General features: G+C 52.9%; 18 protein-coding genes. 15 read left to right on the top strand and 3 right to left on the bottom strand.

Features of this window, described 5'->3' with window-relative positions; translation table 11 throughout:
• The first annotated feature begins 455 nt into the window (after positions 1–455).
• The 3 genes from ACZ481_RS03475 (at position 456) to ACZ481_RS03485 (ending at position 5,561) form a co-directional block, all read left to right on the top strand.
• Complete coding sequence (locus ACZ481_RS03475; RefSeq protein ID WP_464768793.1) at positions 456–2,225, top strand: PocR ligand-binding domain-containing protein; 1,770 nt, start codon at positions 456–458, stop codon at positions 2,223–2,225.
• A 217-nt stretch (positions 2,226–2,442) separates the two neighbouring features.
• Positions 2,443–4,776, top strand: coding sequence for a hypothetical protein (locus ACZ481_RS03480; protein WP_464768794.1), 2,334 nt, complete (start codon positions 2,443–2,445; stop codon positions 4,774–4,776).
• Positions 4,777–4,790: 14 nt separating this feature from the next.
• Positions 4,791–5,561, top strand: a complete 771-nt coding sequence (locus tag ACZ481_RS03485) for an amino acid ABC transporter ATP-binding protein (protein ID WP_464768795.1) — start codon at positions 4,791–4,793, stop codon at positions 5,559–5,561.
• Between the two features lie 50 nt (positions 5,562–5,611).
• Here ACZ481_RS03485 and ACZ481_RS03490 read toward each other — a convergent pair whose 3' ends face one another.
• The 3 genes from ACZ481_RS03490 to ACZ481_RS03500 form a co-directional block, all read right to left on the bottom strand.
• Complete coding sequence (locus ACZ481_RS03490; protein WP_464768796.1) at positions 5,612–6,250, bottom strand: TetR/AcrR family transcriptional regulator; 639 nt, start codon at positions 6,248–6,250, stop codon at positions 5,612–5,614.
• Positions 6,251–6,342: 92 nt separating this feature from the next.
• Positions 6,343–7,119, bottom strand: a complete 777-nt coding sequence (locus tag ACZ481_RS03495; RefSeq protein WP_464768797.1) for an ABC transporter ATP-binding protein — start codon at positions 7,117–7,119, stop codon at positions 6,343–6,345.
• Positions 7,120–7,301: 182 nt separating this feature from the next.
• On the bottom strand, positions 7,302–9,029 hold the full coding sequence (locus ACZ481_RS03500; protein ID WP_464768798.1) for an ABC transporter ATP-binding protein: 1,728 nt from the start codon (positions 9,027–9,029) through the stop codon (positions 7,302–7,304).
• Positions 9,030–9,283: 254 nt separating this feature from the next.
• Between ACZ481_RS03500 and ACZ481_RS03505 the strand changes: the two genes are divergently transcribed.
• From ACZ481_RS03505 to ACZ481_RS03560, 12 genes are all read left to right on the top strand, one after another.
• Positions 9,284–10,219, top strand: a complete 936-nt coding sequence (locus ACZ481_RS03505; protein WP_464768799.1) for a hypothetical protein — start codon at positions 9,284–9,286, stop codon at positions 10,217–10,219.
• A gap of 135 nt (positions 10,220–10,354) precedes the next feature.
• Positions 10,355–11,770: a sigma-54 interaction domain-containing protein gene (locus tag ACZ481_RS03510; protein WP_464768800.1), complete on the top strand. Its 1,416-nt coding sequence runs from the start codon at positions 10,355–10,357 to the stop codon at positions 11,768–11,770.
• A gap of 295 nt (positions 11,771–12,065) precedes the next feature.
• Positions 12,066–13,478: a hypothetical protein gene (locus ACZ481_RS03515; protein WP_464768801.1), complete on the top strand. Its 1,413-nt coding sequence runs from the start codon at positions 12,066–12,068 to the stop codon at positions 13,476–13,478.
• Between the two features lie 49 nt (positions 13,479–13,527).
• The gene (locus ACZ481_RS03520; protein ID WP_464768802.1) at positions 13,528–14,982 is read left to right on the top strand and encodes a 4-hydroxyphenylacetate 3-hydroxylase family protein; all 1,455 of its coding nucleotides are present in this window, start codon (positions 13,528–13,530) and stop codon (positions 14,980–14,982) included.
• A complete protein-coding gene (locus tag ACZ481_RS03525; protein WP_464768803.1) occupies positions 14,982–15,269 on the top strand; it encodes a NifU family protein in 288 nt (95 codons plus the stop codon). The genes ACZ481_RS03520 and ACZ481_RS03525 overlap by 1 nt, the downstream gene beginning before the upstream one ends.
• Positions 15,266–15,589 carry a hypothetical protein gene (locus tag ACZ481_RS03530; RefSeq protein ID WP_464768804.1) on the top strand — a complete coding sequence of 108 codons (324 nt, stop codon included), beginning with the start codon at positions 15,266–15,268 and terminating at the stop codon, positions 15,587–15,589. The genes ACZ481_RS03525 and ACZ481_RS03530 overlap by 4 nt, the downstream gene beginning before the upstream one ends.
• Positions 15,558–16,853, top strand: coding sequence for an acetyl-CoA hydrolase/transferase family protein (locus ACZ481_RS03535; protein ID WP_464768805.1), 1,296 nt, complete (start codon positions 15,558–15,560; stop codon positions 16,851–16,853). Before ACZ481_RS03530 ends, ACZ481_RS03535 begins: the two co-directional genes overlap by 32 nt.
• A 35-nt stretch (positions 16,854–16,888) precedes the next feature.
• Entirely contained in the window at positions 16,889–17,497 is a 609-nt protein-coding gene (locus ACZ481_RS03540; protein WP_464768806.1) for a hypothetical protein, read from the top strand.
• Positions 17,498–17,625: 128 nt separating this feature from the next.
• Positions 17,626–17,829 carry a hypothetical protein gene (locus ACZ481_RS03545; RefSeq protein ID WP_464768807.1) on the top strand — a complete coding sequence of 68 codons (204 nt, stop codon included), beginning with the start codon at positions 17,626–17,628 and terminating at the stop codon, positions 17,827–17,829.
• A 10-nt stretch (positions 17,830–17,839) separates the two neighbouring features.
• A complete protein-coding gene (locus ACZ481_RS03550; protein WP_464768808.1) occupies positions 17,840–19,021 on the top strand; it encodes an acetyl-CoA C-acetyltransferase in 1,182 nt (393 codons plus the stop codon).
• A 49-nt stretch (positions 19,022–19,070) separates the two neighbouring features.
• Positions 19,071–20,210, top strand: coding sequence for an acyl-CoA dehydrogenase (locus ACZ481_RS03555; protein WP_464768809.1), 1,140 nt, complete (start codon positions 19,071–19,073; stop codon positions 20,208–20,210).
• A gap of 42 nt (positions 20,211–20,252) precedes the next feature.
• Positions 20,253–21,038 (top strand): electron transfer flavoprotein subunit beta/FixA family protein, encoded by a 786-nt coding sequence (locus ACZ481_RS03560; RefSeq protein WP_464768810.1) that lies wholly within the window; start codon positions 20,253–20,255, stop codon positions 21,036–21,038.

Raw genomic sequence — 21,038 nt, forward strand, 5'->3', positions numbered from 1 at the left:
AATATTTGTCCCTAATGGTATATACTAATTGCCAGAAGCGAAAACAAAACGGGGTGATGGACGCTTATGATGTGGGTTTTATGTTTGCTTAACTTATTTGTAATTATTTATGTGTTTAGTATTATTGCGAAACTGAAAGCCCGGGAGGAAGGCTGAGACGGCAAATCCGTTTTCCTGTGTTGATGTGCAGCGCATTAGGCAGGGAAGCGGATTTTTGATTAGGGATATAAGGCGGCTTTATTCCCGATATTGGCAAAAGCTAGCGGTTCTGCGTGTGTAAGCAGACGGGTAATATCCCCGGCGGCTTGGGGTAGACTAAACCAGAAGCTTGCTCTGTTTTGGAATTTGTTGCGCGAAAAGTTTACAGCCATGAATATAGTTTGCAAGAAAAGGATTGCATAATCTATAATAATGTTAAGATGAAGAAAGTCGCTAGGTGAGGGAGAGTAAGCACTATGGAGTTCCCCGAGTTAGTTGATATAGCGAAATTGCAGCAACTGCTTGATTCTATGCATGCTGCAACCGGAATACCCTCGGCGATTCTGGACAATCATTCTGTGGTTTTAATTGCCAGTGGCTGGCAGGATATATGCCAGAAGTTTCATCGTGTTTGTCCTGAGACCGCAGCCAGATGCCATGACAGTGACCAGCGTATACATCAGCAGCTGCTGGCCGGGCAGTTTGCCGGTTACCGGTGTGAAAACGGCCTGATTGACTACGCCTGTCCGATTATCATTGAAGGCCGGCATTTAGCCTCGCTTTTTGTCGGTCAGTTTTTAACAGCAAAGCCGGATGAGGAGTTTTTCCGGCGGCAGGCCCGGCGTTTCGGTTTTAACGAGGACGAATATCTGGCCGCTTTATACAAGGTGCCGGTCATATCTGAGGAAAAAGTAGTCCGCATTGTCGAATTTTTTTCCCAACTCGCGTCTACCATTGCTCATCTTGGCTACCAGGTACTGCGGTCGAAAGCGGCGATGGACTTTAAGGATACCCTGATGGAGGCCATCCCCAACCCGGTTTTTTACAAAGATCACAATGGCCGCTGCCTTGGGTGTAATAAAGCTTTTTCTGACTTGACCGGGTTGCCTAAAACAGCAATTGTCGGCAAAACTGCAAAGGAAATATTACCCCTATGTCAAGGGGCGGAGTGTCAGGCCCCGGCATCTGACGGCCAGCCTCAAACCTGTGAATGTGTCATCGTGGATGCGGCCGGTGCGCCGCGGAATGTCATTTTTAATCATGCTGTGTTTACCACTGTGGACGGGTCGCAAGGTTTAGTTGGCAGTATTCTTGATATAACAGCCCGTAAACAAATGGAGGCCAAGCTTAAAGACAGTGAAGAAAACTATCATTTATTGTTCAAACATATGATCAACGGCTTTTTGTTTCTTCAGGCCATCCCCGGCGTGGACGGCGCCTGGCAGGATTTTGTTATTCTTGACGTAAACGATGGTTATGCCGAGATTACAGGCCAACCGAAAGCAGAAATCATGGATAAAAAAATAACTGATGTTGTACCCTTTACTGCCGCCGAGAATCCGGAATGGCTGCTTGTTTTAAGCCGGGCTCTGCAGCACGGTGAGGCGACTTTGCTGGAGCATTATTCCCAACCATGTTCAAAATGGCTGCGCCTCTCGATTTATAGTCCGAAACAGGGCTATCTGGCCATTGTAGTTTCTGATATAACCGGCGAAAAGCGGAGCGAGGAGCAGGTCCAGCAGTATGCTTATCATGATCATCTGACCGGGCTGCCGAACCGGCGCCTGCTGGACGACAGACTGTCGATGGCTATTGCCCAGGCGAAAAGGTTGACAGGAAAGATTGCGGTGATTTTTTTAGATCTGGATAATTTTAAGCCTGTAAACGATACCTACGGCCATGATGCCGGGGATGAGCTGCTGCAGCAGCTGGCTAAGCGGATTGTGAATCATGTCCGGGAAGGAGATACCGTTGCCCGGGTCGGCGGGGATGAGTTTGTTATTATTCTGCCGCAGGTTAACACGAAAGCGCAAGCCCGGCAGCTGGCGCTAAGACTGCTGATTGCCTGCAGGCAGCCGTTTATGATCAGAAATCATGAAGTATTCGTTTCCGCGAGTATTGGCGTCAGCATGTACCCTGATGACGGCCTGGATATTTCTGACCTGATAAGAAGTGCTGACATGGCTATGTATCATTCGAAACGGAATGGCCGGAATCAGGTCTGCTTCGTTCAGGGCTGTCCGTAACATGTTAGCAGGTACTCCAAGCTAAGGCTGCAACAGCTCACCTCTGCCCAAAACACGATGGAATAGCACTGGCGTTCCAGCGTGTTTTTATTTTTCCAGTATTTGCCAATTTGTGCATTGAACCCGGAAAGACGTATGAATGGCCGGATACCATGGAATTATATGAGGAGGAACATTTGGGCGAAAGGAGGTATATACCCTGGCACATATTCGCAAAATGTTTGTACGTACCATCTTTGTCAATTCCTTTAACCGGGATCTGATACTGCTTATTTTTATCAGTGTGGCCATCGGGGCTTTCGTGGCCAGCTTGGTATCCATGGCTGCCAATTCTTACTTTTCCGAAACCATTTCGACTCTTGTCGGTGATTATGGCGAATTTGACGTAATTATCAACGTGCGCGAAGAAATGAAAGCAGAGGGGCGGGAACAAATTGAAAAGGTGCTGGGACAGGTCTACCCTGGTTCCCAGTTAAAAGAGGGGCCGACGATAACCGGCTTAACCAGTTTTTTTGTGGGGCTGCCGGCTGAATATAAGACAAAGCAAACTTATGAGGCGCTGAATAGCACCTTTGGCAGCGTTCCCGGCCGTTCCGGCATTAGTATTATGACCGAACCGCGTGTTACTGTTAAAGGCGTGCCGGAGGGGGCCAGAAATCTTGTCATTGAACAGATCATGCGCATCGATGGGGTCTTATTTGCCTTTCGCGACGGCGGTTCAGTGACGGTCATTATTTCCACCCTTGACAAATCAGCTTATGTTAATGACGAGGTCGAGAAGTTGCTGAAGCAATATCAGCTGATTGAGATTGCCTTTCCTGTCGGCAGTGAACCGGATAACCCGATCAGGCTGGGCGAGCAAATTGCCGAGGCCGTCCGCAGCGACAAAGCGATCGGTTTTGCCGAGAGCGTATCGGCCGACGTCAAAAACAATGAAATGGTTTATTTGGTGAGCACCATGCTGGAACTGAAGCGTTTTCTCACCGCTTATACCACCCAGGTTACCCTTACACCGGCTGCGGGCCTTACATTCACTCCCGGCGATATGATCGCTTTTCAGGGGGCGGCTCCGGGCGAGCCGGCCGCCGGCGGCGCACCGGAGTCGGCCAATGTGCTGGTTCAGGTAACAGAGGTTGGCGGCGACGGTCTGGCTAAAGGGATGATTACGCAGGGTGATGGCAGCCAGATGGACAATAAACAGGGGTATGTGGTTGTCAACAATACAGTGGGGGCCCCGGCCGGTACGGCAACGATCCATAATCCCCGCCAACAGCTGGGGAATGCTCTTACCGAAACGTCCAAGCTTGTCGGGCAGATTCCCGGCTTTGCCCAGGATGCCCAGCAAATGACCACTGTCGCCGGCAGTGCCCTTGACAACTATGGCAGCAGCCTTGGCGCCATTGAGCAGACCCTGTCAGGTCTGGAGGGGGCCGGTGCCACCATCCAGGCCGCTACCAGCGGTTTGGCCAATATTAATACCAGCGGCATTCAGGCCCAGCTGGATAATTCCTCGCGGGCCCTGGGCGGGCTTGTCGGCACCTTTCAGGTAATTAAGGTGATCAGCCCGGATATCGGCACTTCCATTAATGAATTAACAAATACTCAGCAAAACCTGAATAATTTGCGGGCCGGCTTAGCCGAACTGGATAATGTAGCCGCCAATGCCCGTCAGGCGCGCACGGCGATTGACACTATTGTTGCCAATGGCCGGAATACGGTAGCCACGCTGCGGGCCTTTGATGTGGATAGCGCCCGCCAGACCCTTAGTAACGCCAGTACCCATCTGGCTCAGGTACAGCAGTTTGACACCCCCCTGATTGCCGCCCAGTTACAGGTCTTGGGAACGGCTGTGCCTAATTTGCGGGACGACGAGATCAGCCGTTCCATAAACCTCCTCGATCAGGTTATTTCCGGGCAGGTGAGTCCCAGTCAGCGCATTCAGATCCTGACGAACGGCAATGTCAGCTCCGATTTTGTTGCCCCGATTATCTACAGTGAAGTGGGGCATAATAATATTTCCTTATATAAATCTGAGCTGGGGATTGTCGAGCCTGATCCCCGGGCTGAGGTGATGACAATCTTGATGCAGGTCAAAGCCATCCTTGCCGGCATGATTGCGCTGATAGCCGCAATCTTATTCCTGGTGCTTGACCATACCGCTGTCATGTCTGTCATCCGCCGCCAGCGATCCGTGAATGCAGTACAGGCCAAAGGCTGGCGCCGGTTTTTTCACAGCTTGAAAAACTCGCTCTCAGCTCCTGAGTGCCTGTATGGCATGGCGGTCGGCGCCATCCTGCTTACCAGCATGTTTATTTTGGCTGGCGGCGGCATTCCCTACCTGCCCTGGCTGGGAGTGCCGCTGCTGGGGGCCCTGTTGGGACTGCTTGTTGCCAATAACGCAGAGAAGATCAGTCCGGTAGCGGTGGATGAGGTAACCGCAGGCGAAGCGCTGGGGCTGTCCTTTGATGAAGTGATGCGGGAGATAGTTATCCCCAATGGCCGCCCCGGCCTGCTGCAAAAACTTAACCGGCGGAAGATGAAATTTAAATAAGCGGAGCGATGGGCATGCTTGCTATTCATAATCTCTATAAACAGTTTGGCAACCTGATAGCGATTAATGATCTCAGCCTTACGGTAAACAAAGGTAAGACAGTGGTGCTTATGGGGCCTTCGGGCTGTGGAAAATCCACGACGATCCGGGCGATCAACCGTCTGGTGGAGCCTGACCGGGGTTCCATTCTTCTGAATGGCGCCGATATCCTGTTAATGGAGCCGGACGAGCTGCGCGATATTCGTAAGCGTATCGGCTTTGTATTTCAGCACTTTAATCTTATCGGCCGCTTAACAACAGCTGAGAATGTCATGCTTGGGCTGGTTATGGGCGGTATGGATAAAGAATTAGCCAGGGCCAAAGCAGTTGAGGCCCTGGGCAAGGTTGGGCTTGAGCAGCATTTGGAGCATAAGCCGAATCAGCTGTCCGGCGGGCAGCAGCAGCGGGTTGGCATTGCCAGAGCCCTGGCTTATGAGCCTGAGCTTATGCTCTGGGACGAGCCGACCGCATCCCTGGACCCTATTTTGGTGCGCGAGGTATTAATTGTTATGGAGGAGCTGGCCCGCTATCGCGCCAGTACAATGCTGGTTGTGACGCACGAGCTGCCGTTTGCCCTGCGGGTTGCCGATGAAATCGTCCTGATGGACGAAGGGGCCATTGTTGAGGTTGGCGCGCCTGCGCAGGTGTTTGTCAACCCTGTGTCGGATATTGGCAAAAAATACAAAGAACTTATCGAATATCAGATGAACACCAGTGCGCAGAGTCTGGCCGGTAAAATGGATTAACCACAATAAAAAGCACCATAGAACTGTGCATCGACAGTTCTATGGTGCTTTTATTCCCGCAAAAAACGAATGCTGCCTGGCGGTGTCCCAAAGAGCGTGGCTATTAGCCTCTCGGCAATTACCAGTTTGTTTTTAATGATGGACGGGTCCGACTCATGCCCGAATTCCAGGGGCGAGCTGGCTTCCAGCAAGGCGGCAGTAATGCCGGCAAAAAAAGCAAGGGTTTCATCCACATGGGTCACCTGAGTCACGCCCTCCTGATTGCCCTGCTCCAGGATCGCTCTAAACAGCGGCGAGGCAATCAGATGCAGCTGCCGCCAGACCTTGTTGATTAGTTCACCTTGTTTTTCCCGGTACAAAATGGCGGCAAGCAAACCCGGTTCACCAGAGTAGCACAGTTTATAAAAATGGTTGATAAGTAATTGTAATTTTTCCAGAACAGTTACGTCGGACTGAATGTGTATGACCATATTTTGGGCATAGCGGGCATAAATGGCTTCAAGGAGGGCCTCTTTGGAGGCAAAATAGTAATAAAAAGTGCCCTGGGCCACCCCAACTTTTTTGACGATATCCTGGACGGTCGTTTTTTCATAGCCGGCAGACAGGAATAACTCCAGGCCTGCATCCATTAACTCTGCCTGCCGTACCTGGGGGTCCTTGGAAATCCTGGCAATCGGAAACCACCTCACTTATACTGACTGATGTCAGTATAAATTGTAAATTAAAACAATTATGTTGTCAATGCGGCCGGCCGCAAAACTTGCTCAAATACCAGTACTGCTTACGCGGAACAATGGCCGGGGTGGTAGGCAATGCTCAAATACCCGGTGGCCGCATTTTCCTGTACTGTGCATTCGATTTCGTACACGTCGCGGATCAGCTGCGGGGTAATAATTTTGTTGGGCGGTCCGGCAGCAACAAGCCGTCCCGCTTTCATGACATACAATTTGTCACAGTACATGGCGGCCAGGCTAAGATCGTGCAAAGCGGCAAGTACGCCGATACCCAGTGACTTTACTATTGACAGCAGCTGCAGCTGATATTTGATGTCCAGATGATTTGTCGGTTCATCCAGCACCAGCAGCTGCGGCTGCTGGGCCAGAGCCCTGGCTAAGATGATGCGCTGCTTTTCCCCGCCGGAAAGGGTGGCAAAACGGCGGCCGCCATAGTTTTCCATACCGACCTTACGCATGGCCGCCAACGCAATCTCATAGTCTTCGGCTTTATCTGCCCCCAGGAAGCCTTTATGAGGTGTGCGGCCGATAATAACCATTTCCCAAACGCTGAGGTCGAAGTTCAGGGGGTTAAACTGGCTGACTACCGCCGTATTTTTGGCTGAATCGGCCAGCTTGATTTTCTTCAGGTCCCGGCCGTTAAGGAGAATGGCCCCGCAGTCAGGTTTAATAACCCGGTAGATGGTGCGCAGCAGTGTCGATTTGCCGCTGCCGTTGGGGCCGATAATGCCAATAAATTCTCCCTTTTTGGCATCAATGGAAACCTCGCTGATAATTCTTTTATTGTCTAAGGTCACACCGATGTTTTTTAGTGACAAATCCATGCTATCCCTCCTGGTTTATGTTAGTACCTCAACTTTCTTAAAATCGAGGGAATAGTTTGCGCAGATTTTTTCGCAATGCAAGGCGGAGGATCCGCGCATATCGGACATATGTAAGGCGACGACAACGAAGCAGTGCGGGAAAAGATGCGCAAACTATCCTTGGTTTTAAGGGAGATGAGGTACTAGGCTATCTGGGAGGCGCACAAGCGGGCATAGAGGCCGTTGGCTGCCAGTAATTCGTCATGACGGCCCTGCTCCACAATCCGGGCATTCTCGAGGACGATAATTTTATCGGCCCGGCGGACTGTGGACAGGCGATGAGCGATAACCACCAAGGTCCGGTTTCCGGCCAACTGCTGAATGGCCTGCTGGATTCTTGTTTCCGCTTCCAGGTCGACGGAAGCGGTTGCTTCATCGAAGATGAGGATCGGTGTGTCGCGGAGCAGGGCCCTGGCAATAGCCAGGCGTTGTTTCTGCCCGCCTGATAACAGCACGCCCCGCTCACCAATCAGTGTATCGTAGCCTTGGGGAAGTGAGCTGATAAAATCGTGAATGTAGGCCTGTTTAGCGGCCCAGATAATCTCATCCCGGGTTGCCGTCTCTTTGCCATAGGCAATATTGGCGGCGACTGAATCATTAAACAGGAAAACATCCTGAGGCACAACGCTGATCTGATCGCGCAGCGAGGCCAGCGAAATATTGCGTAAATCGGTGCCGTCCAGCGTAATCCTGCCTGCTTTCGGGTCATAGAAGCGGGTAATCAGCGCCGCCATGGTAGTCTTACCCACCCCTGTCGGGCCGACAAGCGCCACCATGGCGCCTGCCGGTATATCAAAGGTAACATTATCCAATACCGGTGTATGCTGGTCGTAACAAAAGGTTACATTATGAAAAGCCAAATGGCCTGCGGTTGTTGCCAGAGTGATGGCATTCGTCTTATCCTGAATCTCAGGCTCTGCGTCCAGCAGGGAAAAAACACGTTTGGCGCCGACCGCAGCCTGCAGGAGGTTGTCGACGGAGGCAACCAGGGTGGCGATCGGCGCATAAAAGAGGCTGAGGTACAGTAAGAATCGGACAATATCGCCTATGCTCAGCAGACCATCCAAGGCCATAATGCCGCCAAAGCCAACCACAATAACTGTGCCTATGGATAAAATGCTTTCCACTGTCGGATGATAGAGTCCTCCCAGCCAGACGACTCTCATCACCGCGTCCCGCCATTGATAGGTTTGATTGCTGAATAAGCGGGAAGCACAGTCCTGCCGGCCGAACAGCTGAATTTCCTTCAAACCGGAGAGGTTATCCTGCAATACCGCATTCATATCCCCTAACCGGGCCTGGTGGTCGCTATAGGCAGGATAAATTCTTTTAGTATAATAGAGGCTGAAGACGACCATGAGCGGAACAGGCACGAAGGTTAATAGGGCCAGCCAGGGATTAATCAGCAGCAGGAGGATGGCGACCCCGAGAATAATGAGAACGCTGCTCAGGATGTTGGGAATGGCATGGGCAATCAGCAGTTCGAACTGGGCTGTGTCATTCAGCACCTGGCTCATAATCTGGCCTGTTTGTTTATCGCTGTAAAAACGCAGCGATAAGGTTTGCAGGTGATTATATACTTTAACCCTCATTTCGGCAACAATATTCCAGGCCGCGTAATGAGCCCAGTAATCACTGGCCAGGCGGAAAACGGCCCGGATGAGATAGGTTGCCGACAGCAGGAGGGCCAGCTGCCGGACGGTAGCAATATCGCCTTGACTGAACTGGCCTGTCAGCAGATCAATAAGCTGGCTGATCAGGCCGGGGCCGATCAGGTTGATGGCTGTATAGCCGATAATGCCGATTACTGCGCCGGCCAGCTGCCAGTAATACTTTTTGGCTTCATAAAGTAAACGCACAATACATTTCATAAACATGTCTCTCCCTTTTGCGCTTGCGGGGGTGGTCTCTGTGCAGAGCAGAGAATTAAGCTCAGGTGCTTTATTATTTGACTGATGACAGTCAGTCGAATAATAAAGTTATAAATGATGAAAACAATTATCAATAAGATTATAACCGTACTGCCAATTTTGGTCAATAGCAATACGAAAATAAATGGCTGACGTTACCTTTTTGCCGGCCGGGCGTTTACTCTATATAGAATGAAGCTGAAAAGGGGATAACTATGACTATATGCAAACGCAAGACCATTACAGCAGTCGCCTTGCTGGTGCTGCTGAGTTTTCTGGCCGGCTGCGCCGGCGGTCCCGGGCCATTGCCGGAGCAGGCCCGGCAAGCTCCGGCCGAGAATGGAGACAGCCGGGAGAAGGCGGTTATGGCCGAGTTTGATAAGCTAACCCGCAAAAATAATGTCAAGGCCGAGGAAATCATTACTTTTATCAATACCAATCTACACGAGGTTTCTCCGCCCAGCCTGTCAGTGATGCTGATCGCTCTGGAAAAAAATCAGCAGCACCATCTGCTCCGACTGCAGGATCGGTTTGCCGATGAGGAAATTGTCCAGAAAACGCTGGCCAAGGATTACTCCGGTGAATTAACCGACAATTATCTGAATGCGATTGGGGAAAAACCGGTAAGAGACCTGTTAAGCGCTACTAAAAACAACGGCTATAAGATTGAAACGGCAGAAGGCTTCTTTTTTCCGGTGATCGACTATTCCCTGTATAAAAAGTACCGGCAAAAGGTAACGCCGGACATGACTGCCTATATTGATCTTATGGCTGTGGAATCAGCCCAAACTCCGATTAAGGATGCCGCTCTTGTCATCGGCTGGCAGGAAATTTTACGGCGGTCTCTCAAGCAGGAGCAGTTTATCAAGCAATATGGCAACTCTGCCAAAAGCGAGGAGGTCAGACAACTGCTGAAACGGTATCTTGTCTTTACGCTCTATGGGGCTAACAATACGCCGCTGTTTGGTTATGAAGACCGGAAAATGATGCCGGCAGCCAAAAAGGCCTATCTTGAAGCCGGGTTTGCTGCTGAAAATGGGGCGTTCTCGCAATTGATGGCCGAATATCTGGCCGTTTTAGAGAAAAATGAATATACTTTAACCCCAGAAGTAGAGGAATACAGAAAAAAGGCGGAAGCCGAGTTTCAGTAGCGTGGTCAGTAACTGCAGCTGGATCCGAATACCCGGATTCAGCTGCTTTTTATAAGGAATTGATGAACCCATGCAGGTAAATGTCGGATCATATCGAAAATTGAAAACAATGATTACAAGACTGGAGGAATGCGAATGGGACCGGGCAGCAAAGATGCCAAGCAAGCACCCAGCGAATTAGATTCCAGCAAAGAGCTGTTAAAAGAATTAGAAGCAATTATCAGATCTTCCTACGATGGTATGTTTATTACCGACGGCGAGGGGGTAGTGCTGCGCGTAAATGACGCCTATGAACGGATTACAGGCATTAAGACCAGTGAAATTATGGGCAAGAATATGAGAAGCCTGGTGGAAGCGGGATATTATGACGAATCGGTGACCCTGCATGTTATGGAAAAACGGACAACAATCACGATTAATCAGACAGTAAAGAAAGACCGTAAGATTCTAGTCACAGGCACGCCGCTGTTTGACGAGCAGGGAAAATTGTTCCGGGTTGTGACCAATGTACGTGACATTACCGAACTAGTCAAACTGCAAAACCAGCTGCTTAAAACCAAAGAGCAAACCCTGAAATACAAAACTGAATTATCCCATTTGCGGGCCATGCATATTCAGAATCATGACATGATTAGCCGGAGCCCTAAGATGGCCAGGGTTATCGAACTGTCCATGAAAATTGCCGATGTGGATTCCAATGTGCTGATTACCGGGGAGTCCGGCACCGGTAAAGAGCTGATTGCCAAGTTGATTCACAAACACGGCAAAACCACAGCCCGCCCGTTTATAAAAATAAATTGCGCCGCCATACCGGAACAACTGCTGGAGTCGGAATTGTTCGGCTATGAGGGCGGGGCGTTCACGGGGGCCAAAAAAGAAGGGAAGCCCGGTTTGTTTGAACTGGCTCACAACGGGACCCTATTTCTGGATGAGGTGGGGGATTTGCCGCTGTTATTACAGGTAAAACTGTTGCGGGCGATTCAGGAAAAAGAGATTATGCGCGTGGGCGGTACCCGGTCCATTACGGTTAATGCCCGCATTATCGCCGCCACCCACCGGGATATCGCCAAAATGGTCCAGCATGGAACCTTCCGGGAGGATTTGTATTATCGTCTGATGGTTGTACCGATCAACCTGCCGCCGCTGCGGGAACGCAAAGAGGATGTACCGTTGCTGATCATGCACTTTATCGAAAAATTCAATAAGCATTTTGGCTACAATAAGCGGATTTTGCCGGAAGTGATCGACAAGCTGGTGGAATACAGCTGGCCCGGCAATGTGCGCGAACTGGAAAACGTAATTGAGCGGATGATGGTAACAGCCGCCGGCGAGGCGCTTACCGCCGATCTTGTGCCGGAAACCATCTGGCGTAAGAACTTTCTGCCGAAAAAGGGGACAAAACTTAAGGAGGCTGTCGCCCAGACCGAGGCCTACTTGCTTACGGAATGCTACAAAGAATACCGGTCCTGGCAAAAGGTGGCCGAGGTTCTGGGGATTGACAGAACGACCGTTTTTCGCAAGGCGGTCCGATATGGTTTGGCAACAAAATAGTGTTGCAGAAATGCAATAGATGCAATGCTGCACAAAGCAGCCTGTTAAAGAAATGAATGCGATTAACAGGCTTTTTTTGTTGCGTTTTTGCAATATTGCCCGAAGATGTCGCAACAATCAAATATATAGGAAAAATGGGAATAATACTGCTTTTCGCTCTTTTGGCACGAATCCTGCAATATAAATGGGTGCTGGCATTCAAGATTCAAGGCAAAGGAGGGCGAGGCTAGGAGTACAACGTGGTGCTGACGCAGGTATATTTTTTTCTTTGTAAAATAGGTTGAGGAGGTAAGCTATGAGCTGGTTAGGTCCAAGGTATGAACGCAAATTTGGTGAGGTTCAGCCTTATATCCCGCTTGGTCCGTTTCAGTTGCGATTTCCCTTTATTCATTACCGGTTTGAAATACCGGATTTTATCCAGGGGCTGCTCATGTGCGCCGTGTGCCTGGGAATCATCCCGGTATTGCAGGAATATCTGGGGATGCCCTTTGAAATTGCCATTACTGTTGTTATTTTAAACGGATTTTTCTATTTATGGCATGCTCACCTGGGCGATCCGGTTATCCCGGGCTGGATTACCCCGGCCGTGCCCCTGCTGCTGCTGTGGCTCAAGACCTTCCCGGAGGGGGTTGCCAGGATGCATGCCCTGATTGCTTTTGAAATGGAGCTGGGTATTTTTGCCCTGTTGTTAGGCGCAACCGGGCTGGCGAAGAAGTTTGTTGATATTGTTCCTGACGCCCTGAAGGCGGGGATTTTAATCGGGGCCGGGGTGGCGGCAGTCAGGCTGGTTTTTGAAACAGGAGGACGGTTTGACGCTTATCCCTGGACAATTACCATCGCCATTGGTTTTGCTTTTTACATTTTGTTTTCCAATCATTTCAAAACCTTACGCAATAAACACATTTTCTTTAAATATCTTTCCGATTTAGGCTTAATGCCCTCACTGGTGCTGGCCATTATTATTGCGCCGCTGCTGGGAGAACTGCCCTGGCCGACGATTACCTGGGGCATTACCGTGCCGCAGTTTTATACCCTGTTCACAGAGTGGACACCGTTTGCCGCCAATATCGGCTGGCCGCCGCTCAGCCTGTACCTGAATGCGTTTCCGCTGGTGGCAGCGACCTATGTTGTCCTGTTTGGCGAGCTGATCCAGGCCGAGGCCCTGATTGACGAAGCCCGGGAGTTCCGCCACGGCGATGAAAATGTCCATTATGATGCCAATCGCAATAACATCATCTGCGGTATCCGCAATATCAGCATGTCGATGCTGGGGCCGGATTTATCGATGTGCGGCCCGCTCTGGGCGGCCATGCAGGTGGTCACCTGCGAGCGGTATAAACATGGCCGGGAAGCAATGGACAGTTTGTTCGGCGGGGTAGCGTCCTTCCGGCTGGGCACTTTCGCCAGCTACTTCCTGATGCCGATCGTTACTCTTGTTAAACCGATTCTGCCGATTTCCCTGTCGCTTACCATGCTGGTCCAGGGGTATGTGGCGATCCGGGTAGGGGTATTAAAGGCCCGCACCTTCAATGACCTGGGGGTTGCCGGGATTGTCGGCTCGGTGCTCATTTCCCGCGGTGCCGCTTACGCCTTTGGTGTTGGCGTTGTGCTGTGCCTGCTGATTTACGGCAAGGATTTCATCCGCGACTGGTCCACGTATGATACAAGCAAAGACCCGGTATTCAACAACCGGTCTGAAGCTGAATAAGGGAGTTTGGGTCACACCTATAAATAATAAATTTGGGAGGAATTTGACAATGGCTTTAAAAACAGCTGCGCAATATGAGGAAAGTTTACGGAACCTTAAGCTTAAGGTTTACCTGCAGGGTGAACTGGTCAAGAACCCCGTCGATCATCCAATTATCAGGCCATCGATGAATTCAGTGAAAATGACCTACGAACTGGCTCAGGACCCGCAGTACGAGGAACTGATGACCGCTACTTCCCACCTGACCGGCAAGAAGATTAACCGCTTCTGCCATCTGCATCAAAGCAGTGATGATCTGGTGAGAAAAGTAAAAATGCAGCGTTTGCTCGGCCAGAAAACAGCCGCCTGTTTCCAGCGCTGTGTCGGTATGGATGCGATCAACGCCGTTGACAGTGTTACGTTTGAGATGGATCAAAAATTAGGCACCAATTACCATGACCGCTTCAATCAGTTTCTGCTGAAGATGCAGGAGCAAGACTGGACTGTGGACGGCGCCATGACCGACCCGAAAGGGGACCGGAGCTTATCGCCGAGCAAACAGGTTGACCCCGACCTGTTTGTGCATATTGTGGAAAAAAGGGAAGACGGCATTGTTGTCGCCGGGGCCAAGGCCCATCAGACCGGCGCGATCAACTCGCACTGGATCCTGGTTATGCCGACAATCGCCATGGGCAAGGATGATGCCGATTATGCGGTTTCCTTCTGCGCTCCCGCCGATGCCGAAGGTATATTCTATATTTACGGGCGCCAGTCCTGCGATACCCGCAAGCTGGAAGAGGGCGATATTGATGTCGGCAATAAGCAATTCGGCGGCCATGAAGCCCTGATGGTTTTCGACCATGTCTTCATCCCCTGGGAAAATGTCTTTATGTGCGGCGAATTCGAATTCAGCGGCGCCCTGGTGGAGCGGTTCGCGGGCTATCATCGCCAGAGCTACGGCGGCTGCAAGGTCGGGGTTGGCGATGTTCTTATCGGCGCTGCCGCCCTGGCCGCCGAGTATAACGGGGCCAACAAGGCCTCCCATGTCAAGGATAAGCTGATTGAGATGATGCATCTGAATGAAACCCTGTATGCCTGCGGCATCGCCTGTTCGGCCGAAGGCCATAAAACAGCTTCCGGCAACTATATCATCGACCTGCTGCTGGCCAATGTCTGCAAGCAGAACGTAACCCGCTTCCCCTACGAGATTGCCCGCCTGGCCGAGGATATTGCCGGCGGCCTGATGGTTACCATGCCTTCGGAAAAAGACCTGCGCAGCCCGGAAATCGGCCAGGTGGTTGAGAAGTATTTCCGCGGCATTGCCGGCGTAGCTACGGAGGACCGCATGCGCATCCTGCGCCTGATTGAAAATATCACCCTTGGTACTGCCGCCGTCGGCTACCGGACAGAGTCCATGCATGGCGCCGGTTCGCCTCAGGCACAGCGGATTATGATTTCCCGCCAGGGCAATCTGGAACAGAAAAAAGAGCTGGCAAAAGCCATTGCCGGTATTAAGAAACAATAATGCACAGGCTGCAACAGGTAATCGCAGCCAAGGTCCAGCCGGTGCTTGCCGCCCATAATGGCGGTATTGAGGTGCTGGAGGTGACCGCAGACGGGTTTGTTAAGGTCAAGCTGACCGGGGCATGTGCAACCTGCCCCGGGGCGCAGCAGACCCTCGCGGCGGTTGCCGAAACCGCCCTGAAAGAGGCCTGCCCGGAAATAAAAGGGGTTATACCGGTCCGGCAGGTGAGCGATGAGCTGATCGGGCAGGCGCTCCGGCTGCTGCGGAAAGAGCAATCCCGGGCATGAAGCGCTGTGTAGGTATTGTCTTCTGCGGCGGCTGCAACCCCCGGATTGACCGGGGCAGGATTGCGGCCGGGGTCCGGGCTGCGCTGCAGGCAAAAGGGTATCAGGTGGCGATTAACTCCACCGCTGTTGATTATGTAGTTTATCTGAGCGGGTGTACTGCCAGCTGTGCTTTAAAGTACACCCGCGGCCAGGGGCCGGCTACTGTCGTTGCGGCCGCGACTATCGACGCAGCCGGGGTAGCGGAAGGAGATTTGGTCACTGAGATTGTGACGAAGGTGAGGAATTTTTATGAACAACTGGAGAAGTCTGGTCCAGAGTAAGCTTGTTGCGGCCGGACAGGCGGTACAAAATATTCAGTCAGGCGACAGGGTGGTCACCGGCCACGCCTGCGGCGAGCCGGCGGCTCTGATCGAGGCGCTGGTTGCCCGGGCACCTGAACTGACAGATGTTGAAATTGTCCATATGGTCGCTATGGGGCCGGCTAAATATGCCCAGCCCGGGCTGGCGCAGAGTTTCCGGCATAATGCCTTATTTGTCGGCGGCAGCACCAGAAAAGCAGTGGAAGAAAAGCGCGCCGATTTCACCCCCTGCTTTTTTTCCGAGATTCCCCGGCTTTTTAAAGACGGGATCCTACCGGTGGATGTTGCCCTGATCCAGGTAACACCGCCTGATGCCGACGGGTTCTGCAGCTACGGTGTATCTGCCGATTACACTAAACCGGCGGCCGAAAGCGCCCGCCTTGTTATTGCCCAGGTAAACAAGCATGTGCCGCGCACCGGCGGGGCCAGAATTCATTTGGACGCCATTAACCTGCTGGTAGAACACGATGAGCCGCTGATTGAGTTAACGCCCCCAAAAATCGGGGCGGTGGAAAAAGCGATCGGCGAGAATGTGGCCCGGCTTATCCCGGACGGCGCGACTCTGCAGCTGGGGATTGGCGCTATTCCCGATGCGGTGCTGCTGTTCCTCACAGATAAAAAAGACCTGGGCATTCATTCCGAGATGTTTTCAGACGGGGTAGTGGTTTTAGCTGAAGCCGGGGTCATCACCAACCGGAAAAAAACGATTAATACCGGTAAGTTTATGGCTACCTTTCTGATGGGAACCAGGAAATTATACGACTTTGTCGATAATAACCCGGCAGTCGAGCTGCATGCGGTGGACTATATCAACGACCCTTATATTATCGGTCAGCATGACAACATGATTTCCATTAACTCCGCCATCCAGGTGGATTTAATGGGACAGGTCAATGCCGAGATGATTGGCTCGCGCCAGTTTAGCGGTGTAGGCGGACAGGTGGATTTTATCCGGGGGGCCAGCTGTTCGCTCCATGGCAGGTCTATTATTGCCTTGCCCTCGACTGCCGCCGGCGGCAAGATTTCCCGGATTGCCTGTGAGCTTGACCGGGGAGCGGCGGTGACGACCTCACGCAATGACGTGCATTATGTCGTCACCGAATACGGTGTGGCTGAGCTGCGGGGCCGGACACTGCGGGAGCGGGCTGAGGCCCTGATTGGCATCAGCCATCCCGACTTCCGCAGCAGCCTCACGCAAGGTGCCCAGGAAAAAGGACTTATCTAAGTACCGGTAGTTAAGCAGAGGGAGGCGGCAGGCTGATGCCAGTCATTACTTTTATTAAGGATATCTTTGCAGCAGCTAAAGGCCCTTATCACCGGAATATAGGCCGGCATACCCAGCGGTTTTGCGCCAGGGCTGTCAGGGTTGCCGGCAATCAGGCCCAAAAGAAACTGTTTTTTGTTGCGGCCATCTGCGCCGATGAATTTATGGCGGCGGTGACCGGTATGGACAGCAAGGGGCAGCTTATTTTCCCCAACCGTACGGTAAATAAGAAAATAAACAAACAGCAGATGACAGCCGCGTTACGGGCCTATGTATCGGCCGTGCTGGTGCTGATCAGCGCCCATAAAGACGGGCTGCTGCTGCAGGCCGGCCTGGCGGAGCATGAACTGCTGCAGGCCTGGTGTACGGTATTTGAATACGGGCCGGCTGATATGCAGTTGTTTGACGACATACTGCTGACCGCGTACCGTCAAGGCGGCCTCAGTTCCTTGGCTGACAGCCTGGCGCAGGCTGTTTTTGCTCAGGTGATGACCGGCCGGGAGGCTGTGAGCCCGGCCGAAGCCGAGGCCCTGCAGGCCAGCTTGCTGGACGATGCGGCGGCCGTAATCAGAAGCCTGCAGCCGGGAACGGAGGCGGCATCATGAGGATCATAATCGACCGCGAGGCGGCGGAATTCATCAGCAAACAGGCGACCGCCATTATTATTGAACTCACGCTTGAGCCGGCTACCGGCGGCTGAGCCTGTACGGGAAAAAGCGTAACAGGTAGTTACGTGCCGTCAGTCGTCGTCGGTGAACCGGCGGCAGCGGTGAAAGGCCGGTACTGCCGCAGCGAGGCCGGGGCGATCAGTGTGTATTATCCGGCGGCGCTGGCGGCCAAAGCCGGTTTCTCCCGGGTGAGGATAACACTGAAAAAGTTTTTGTTTTTTAAATGGCTGGAGGTCGAAGGAGCCAAAGCCATTGCTATCTATAATTAGGGGTGTTGAAATGAAAGAAGTTGTTATTGCCAGCGCGGTCAGAACGCCAATTGGGGCCTTTAATGGCTCCCTGGCCTCATACTCTGCCGCCGATCTGGGCCGGATTGTCATTCAGGAAGCCATCAACCGGGCCGGTATCCGGCCGGATTTGATCGATGAGGTGATTATGGGCAATGTCCTGCAAGGCGGGCAGGGGCAGAATCCGGCCCGCCAGGCAGCCGTTCATGCCGGGTTGCCGGTGGCGGTTCCGGCCTATACCATTAATAAAGTATGCGGCTCAGGCATCAAGGCCGTCAATCTGGCCGCCCAGTCCATCCTTACCGGCGATGCGGAGATTGTGGTGGCCGGCGGTATGGAAAGCATGACCAATGCCGCCTACACGCTTGACAGCAAAGCCCGCTGGGGCTTCCGCATGGGCGATGCCAAGATTACCGACACCATGGTGAAGGATGGACTGTGGTGCGCCTTTAACGACTACCATATGGGGATTACCGCCGAGAATGTGGCCGCCCAGTACGGCATTACCCGGGAAGCCCAGGACGAGCTGGCCCTGGCCTCGCAGCAGAAGGCTGTCAGGGCTGTGGAAACAGGGGCCTTTGCCCAAGAGATCCTTCCTGTTGTCATCAAAAGCAAAAAAGGCGACAGTGTGTTTGCAACCGACGAATATCCCAAGGCCGGTACTACCCTGGAAAAGCTGAATGCCTTGAAACCGGCCTTCAAAAAAGACGGCACCGTCACGGCCGGCAATGCCTCCGGCATTAACGACGGGGCGGCGGCGCTTGTTGTTATGTCAGGGGCTAAAGCGCAGGCACTGGGCATCAGGCCGCTGGCCCGCATCCGTGCCTACGCCGCCGGCGGGGTTGATCCCCGGCTTATGGGGATGGGGCCTGTACCGGCCACCCGCAAGGCGTTGGCCAAAGCCGGCTTGACAATGGCCGATATCGATCTGATCGAAGCCAATGAGGCGTTTGCCGCCCAGTTCCTGGCTGTCGGCCAGGAGCTGGCCTTTGCGCAGGATAAGGTGAATATTCACGGCGGGGCGATTGCCCTCGGGCATCCCATTGGCGCCAGCGGCGCCCGGATACTGGTTACGCTGCTTCATGCCCTGGAGCAGAAGGAAGCCCGCCTGGGCCTTGCGACCTTGTGCATCGGCGGCGGGCAGGGAATCGCCATTATTGTTGAGCGCGGGTGAGAGAAACAAGGGAAAAGAAGCACGATACAGGGGATGAGGAGGCGGGATTATGCAATGTAAGCTTACGGAAGACCAGTTAATGATGCAGAAACTGGTGCGTGATTTTGCTGAGAAAGAGGTTGCGCCAGGGGCCGGCGAACGGGATGAAAAAGAAGAATTCTCCCGGCCCATTGCCGACGCCATGGGGGAAATGGGCTTTAGCGGCATCTGCTTTCCCGAAGCCTACGGCGGCGCCGGCGCCGATGTTTTGAGCTATATTCTGGCGGTGGAGGAATTGTCGCGGGTTGACGCCGGGGTCGGTATTACCCTGTCGGCGACGGTGTCTTTATGTGCCTGGCCTATTTACGCCTACGGCACAGAGGCGCAAAAGCAAAAATACCTTGTGCCTCTGGCCGAGGGAGAAAAACTGGGCGCTTTCGGCCTGACAGAGCCTAATGCCGGCACTGATGCCGCCGCCCAGCAAACAGTGGCAGTCGGTAAGGATGGCGGCTATGTGCTTAATGGCAGCAAAATCTTTATCACCAATGCCGGCGAGGCCGAAATCTATATTGTCTTTGCCATAACCGACAGAAGCAAAGGGGTTAAGGGGATTACCGCCTTTATTCTCGAAAAAGGCATGCCTGGTTTTACCTTCGGCAAGAAGGAACATAAGCTGGGCATCCATTCCTCCATAACCAACGAGCTCATCTTCCAGGATGTCAAAGTGCCCAAAGAAAATGTGCTGGGCAAAGAGGGCGAGGGCTTTAAAATTGCCATGAGCACCCTTGACGGCGGCCGGATCGGCGTAGCGGCACAGGCGCTGGGTATTGCCCAGTCGGCCCTCGAACATGCGGTTGCCTATTCCAAACAACGGGTGCAGTTTGGCAAACCGATTGCGGCCAATCAGGCCATTGCCTTTATGCTGGCCGATATGGCGACAAAAGTGGAGGCTGCCCGGCTGCTGGTTTACCGCGCCGCCTATCTGAAAGACCAGGGCCTGCCGTATGCGAAGGAAGCGGCGATGGCCAAAATGTATGCCTCCGATGTGGCGATGGCGGTTGCCACCGATGCGGTGCAAATTTTTGGCGGCTATGGGTACAGCCGCGAGTATCCGGTGGAGCGGCTGCTGCGCGATGCGAAGATTACCCAGATTTATGAAGGCACAAATCAGGTCCAGCGTATGGTTATCGCAGCCAGTGTGCTGCGGTAACGCCGCTGCCGGCTGGGCGCCAGATGACAGGGGGAGAGAGTAATGGAAATCGTTGTTTGTGTCAAGCAAGTGCCTGACACGGCCGAAGTAAAAATTGATCCGGTGACGAACACCCTTATCCGCCAGGGGGTGCCGAGTATTGTCAATCCCTTTGACAAAAACGCGGTGGAGGCGGCTATCCAGCTTAAGGAAAAATACGGCGGCCGGGTTACTGTTATTTCCATGGGGCCGCCCCAGGCGCAGGACGCGCTGAAAGAATGTATCGCCATGGGCGCCGATGAGGCCCTGCTGATCAGTGACCGGGCTTTTGGCGGCGCCGATACCCTGGCTACCAGCTATACGCTGGCTGCCGCCATCAAAAAAATCGGCAACGTCGCGATGATTCTCTGCGGCAAGCAGGCCATTGACGGGGATACCGCCCAGGTAGGGCCGGAGATGGCCGAGCATCTGGGCTGGGCGCAGGTTACCTGCGTTTCCCGGATTGAGCTTGACGGGCAGACGGTGCGGCTGGAGCGGGAGCAGGAAGAAGGCTACGAGGTGATTGAAACCAGCCTGCCGGTGCTGCTTACCGTGACGAAGTCCATCAATGAGCCGCGTTATCCCACCGTCAAGGGGACAATGAAGGCCAACCGCAGGCAGATTCCGGTCTGGACAGCAGCCGAGCTGGCGGTTGACCCGCAGCGGCTGGGGCTGAAGGGCTCGCCAACCCAGGTCAGGCGGATTTTTACTCCCCCCCGGCGGGTGCAGGGAGAACTGATCCAGGCCGATACCGCCCGGGAGGCGGCAGGTATGCTTGTTAACAAACTGGTAGAAGCCAAGCTTGTATAG

This window comes from Sporomusa intestinalis (genome assembly GCF_055383785.1).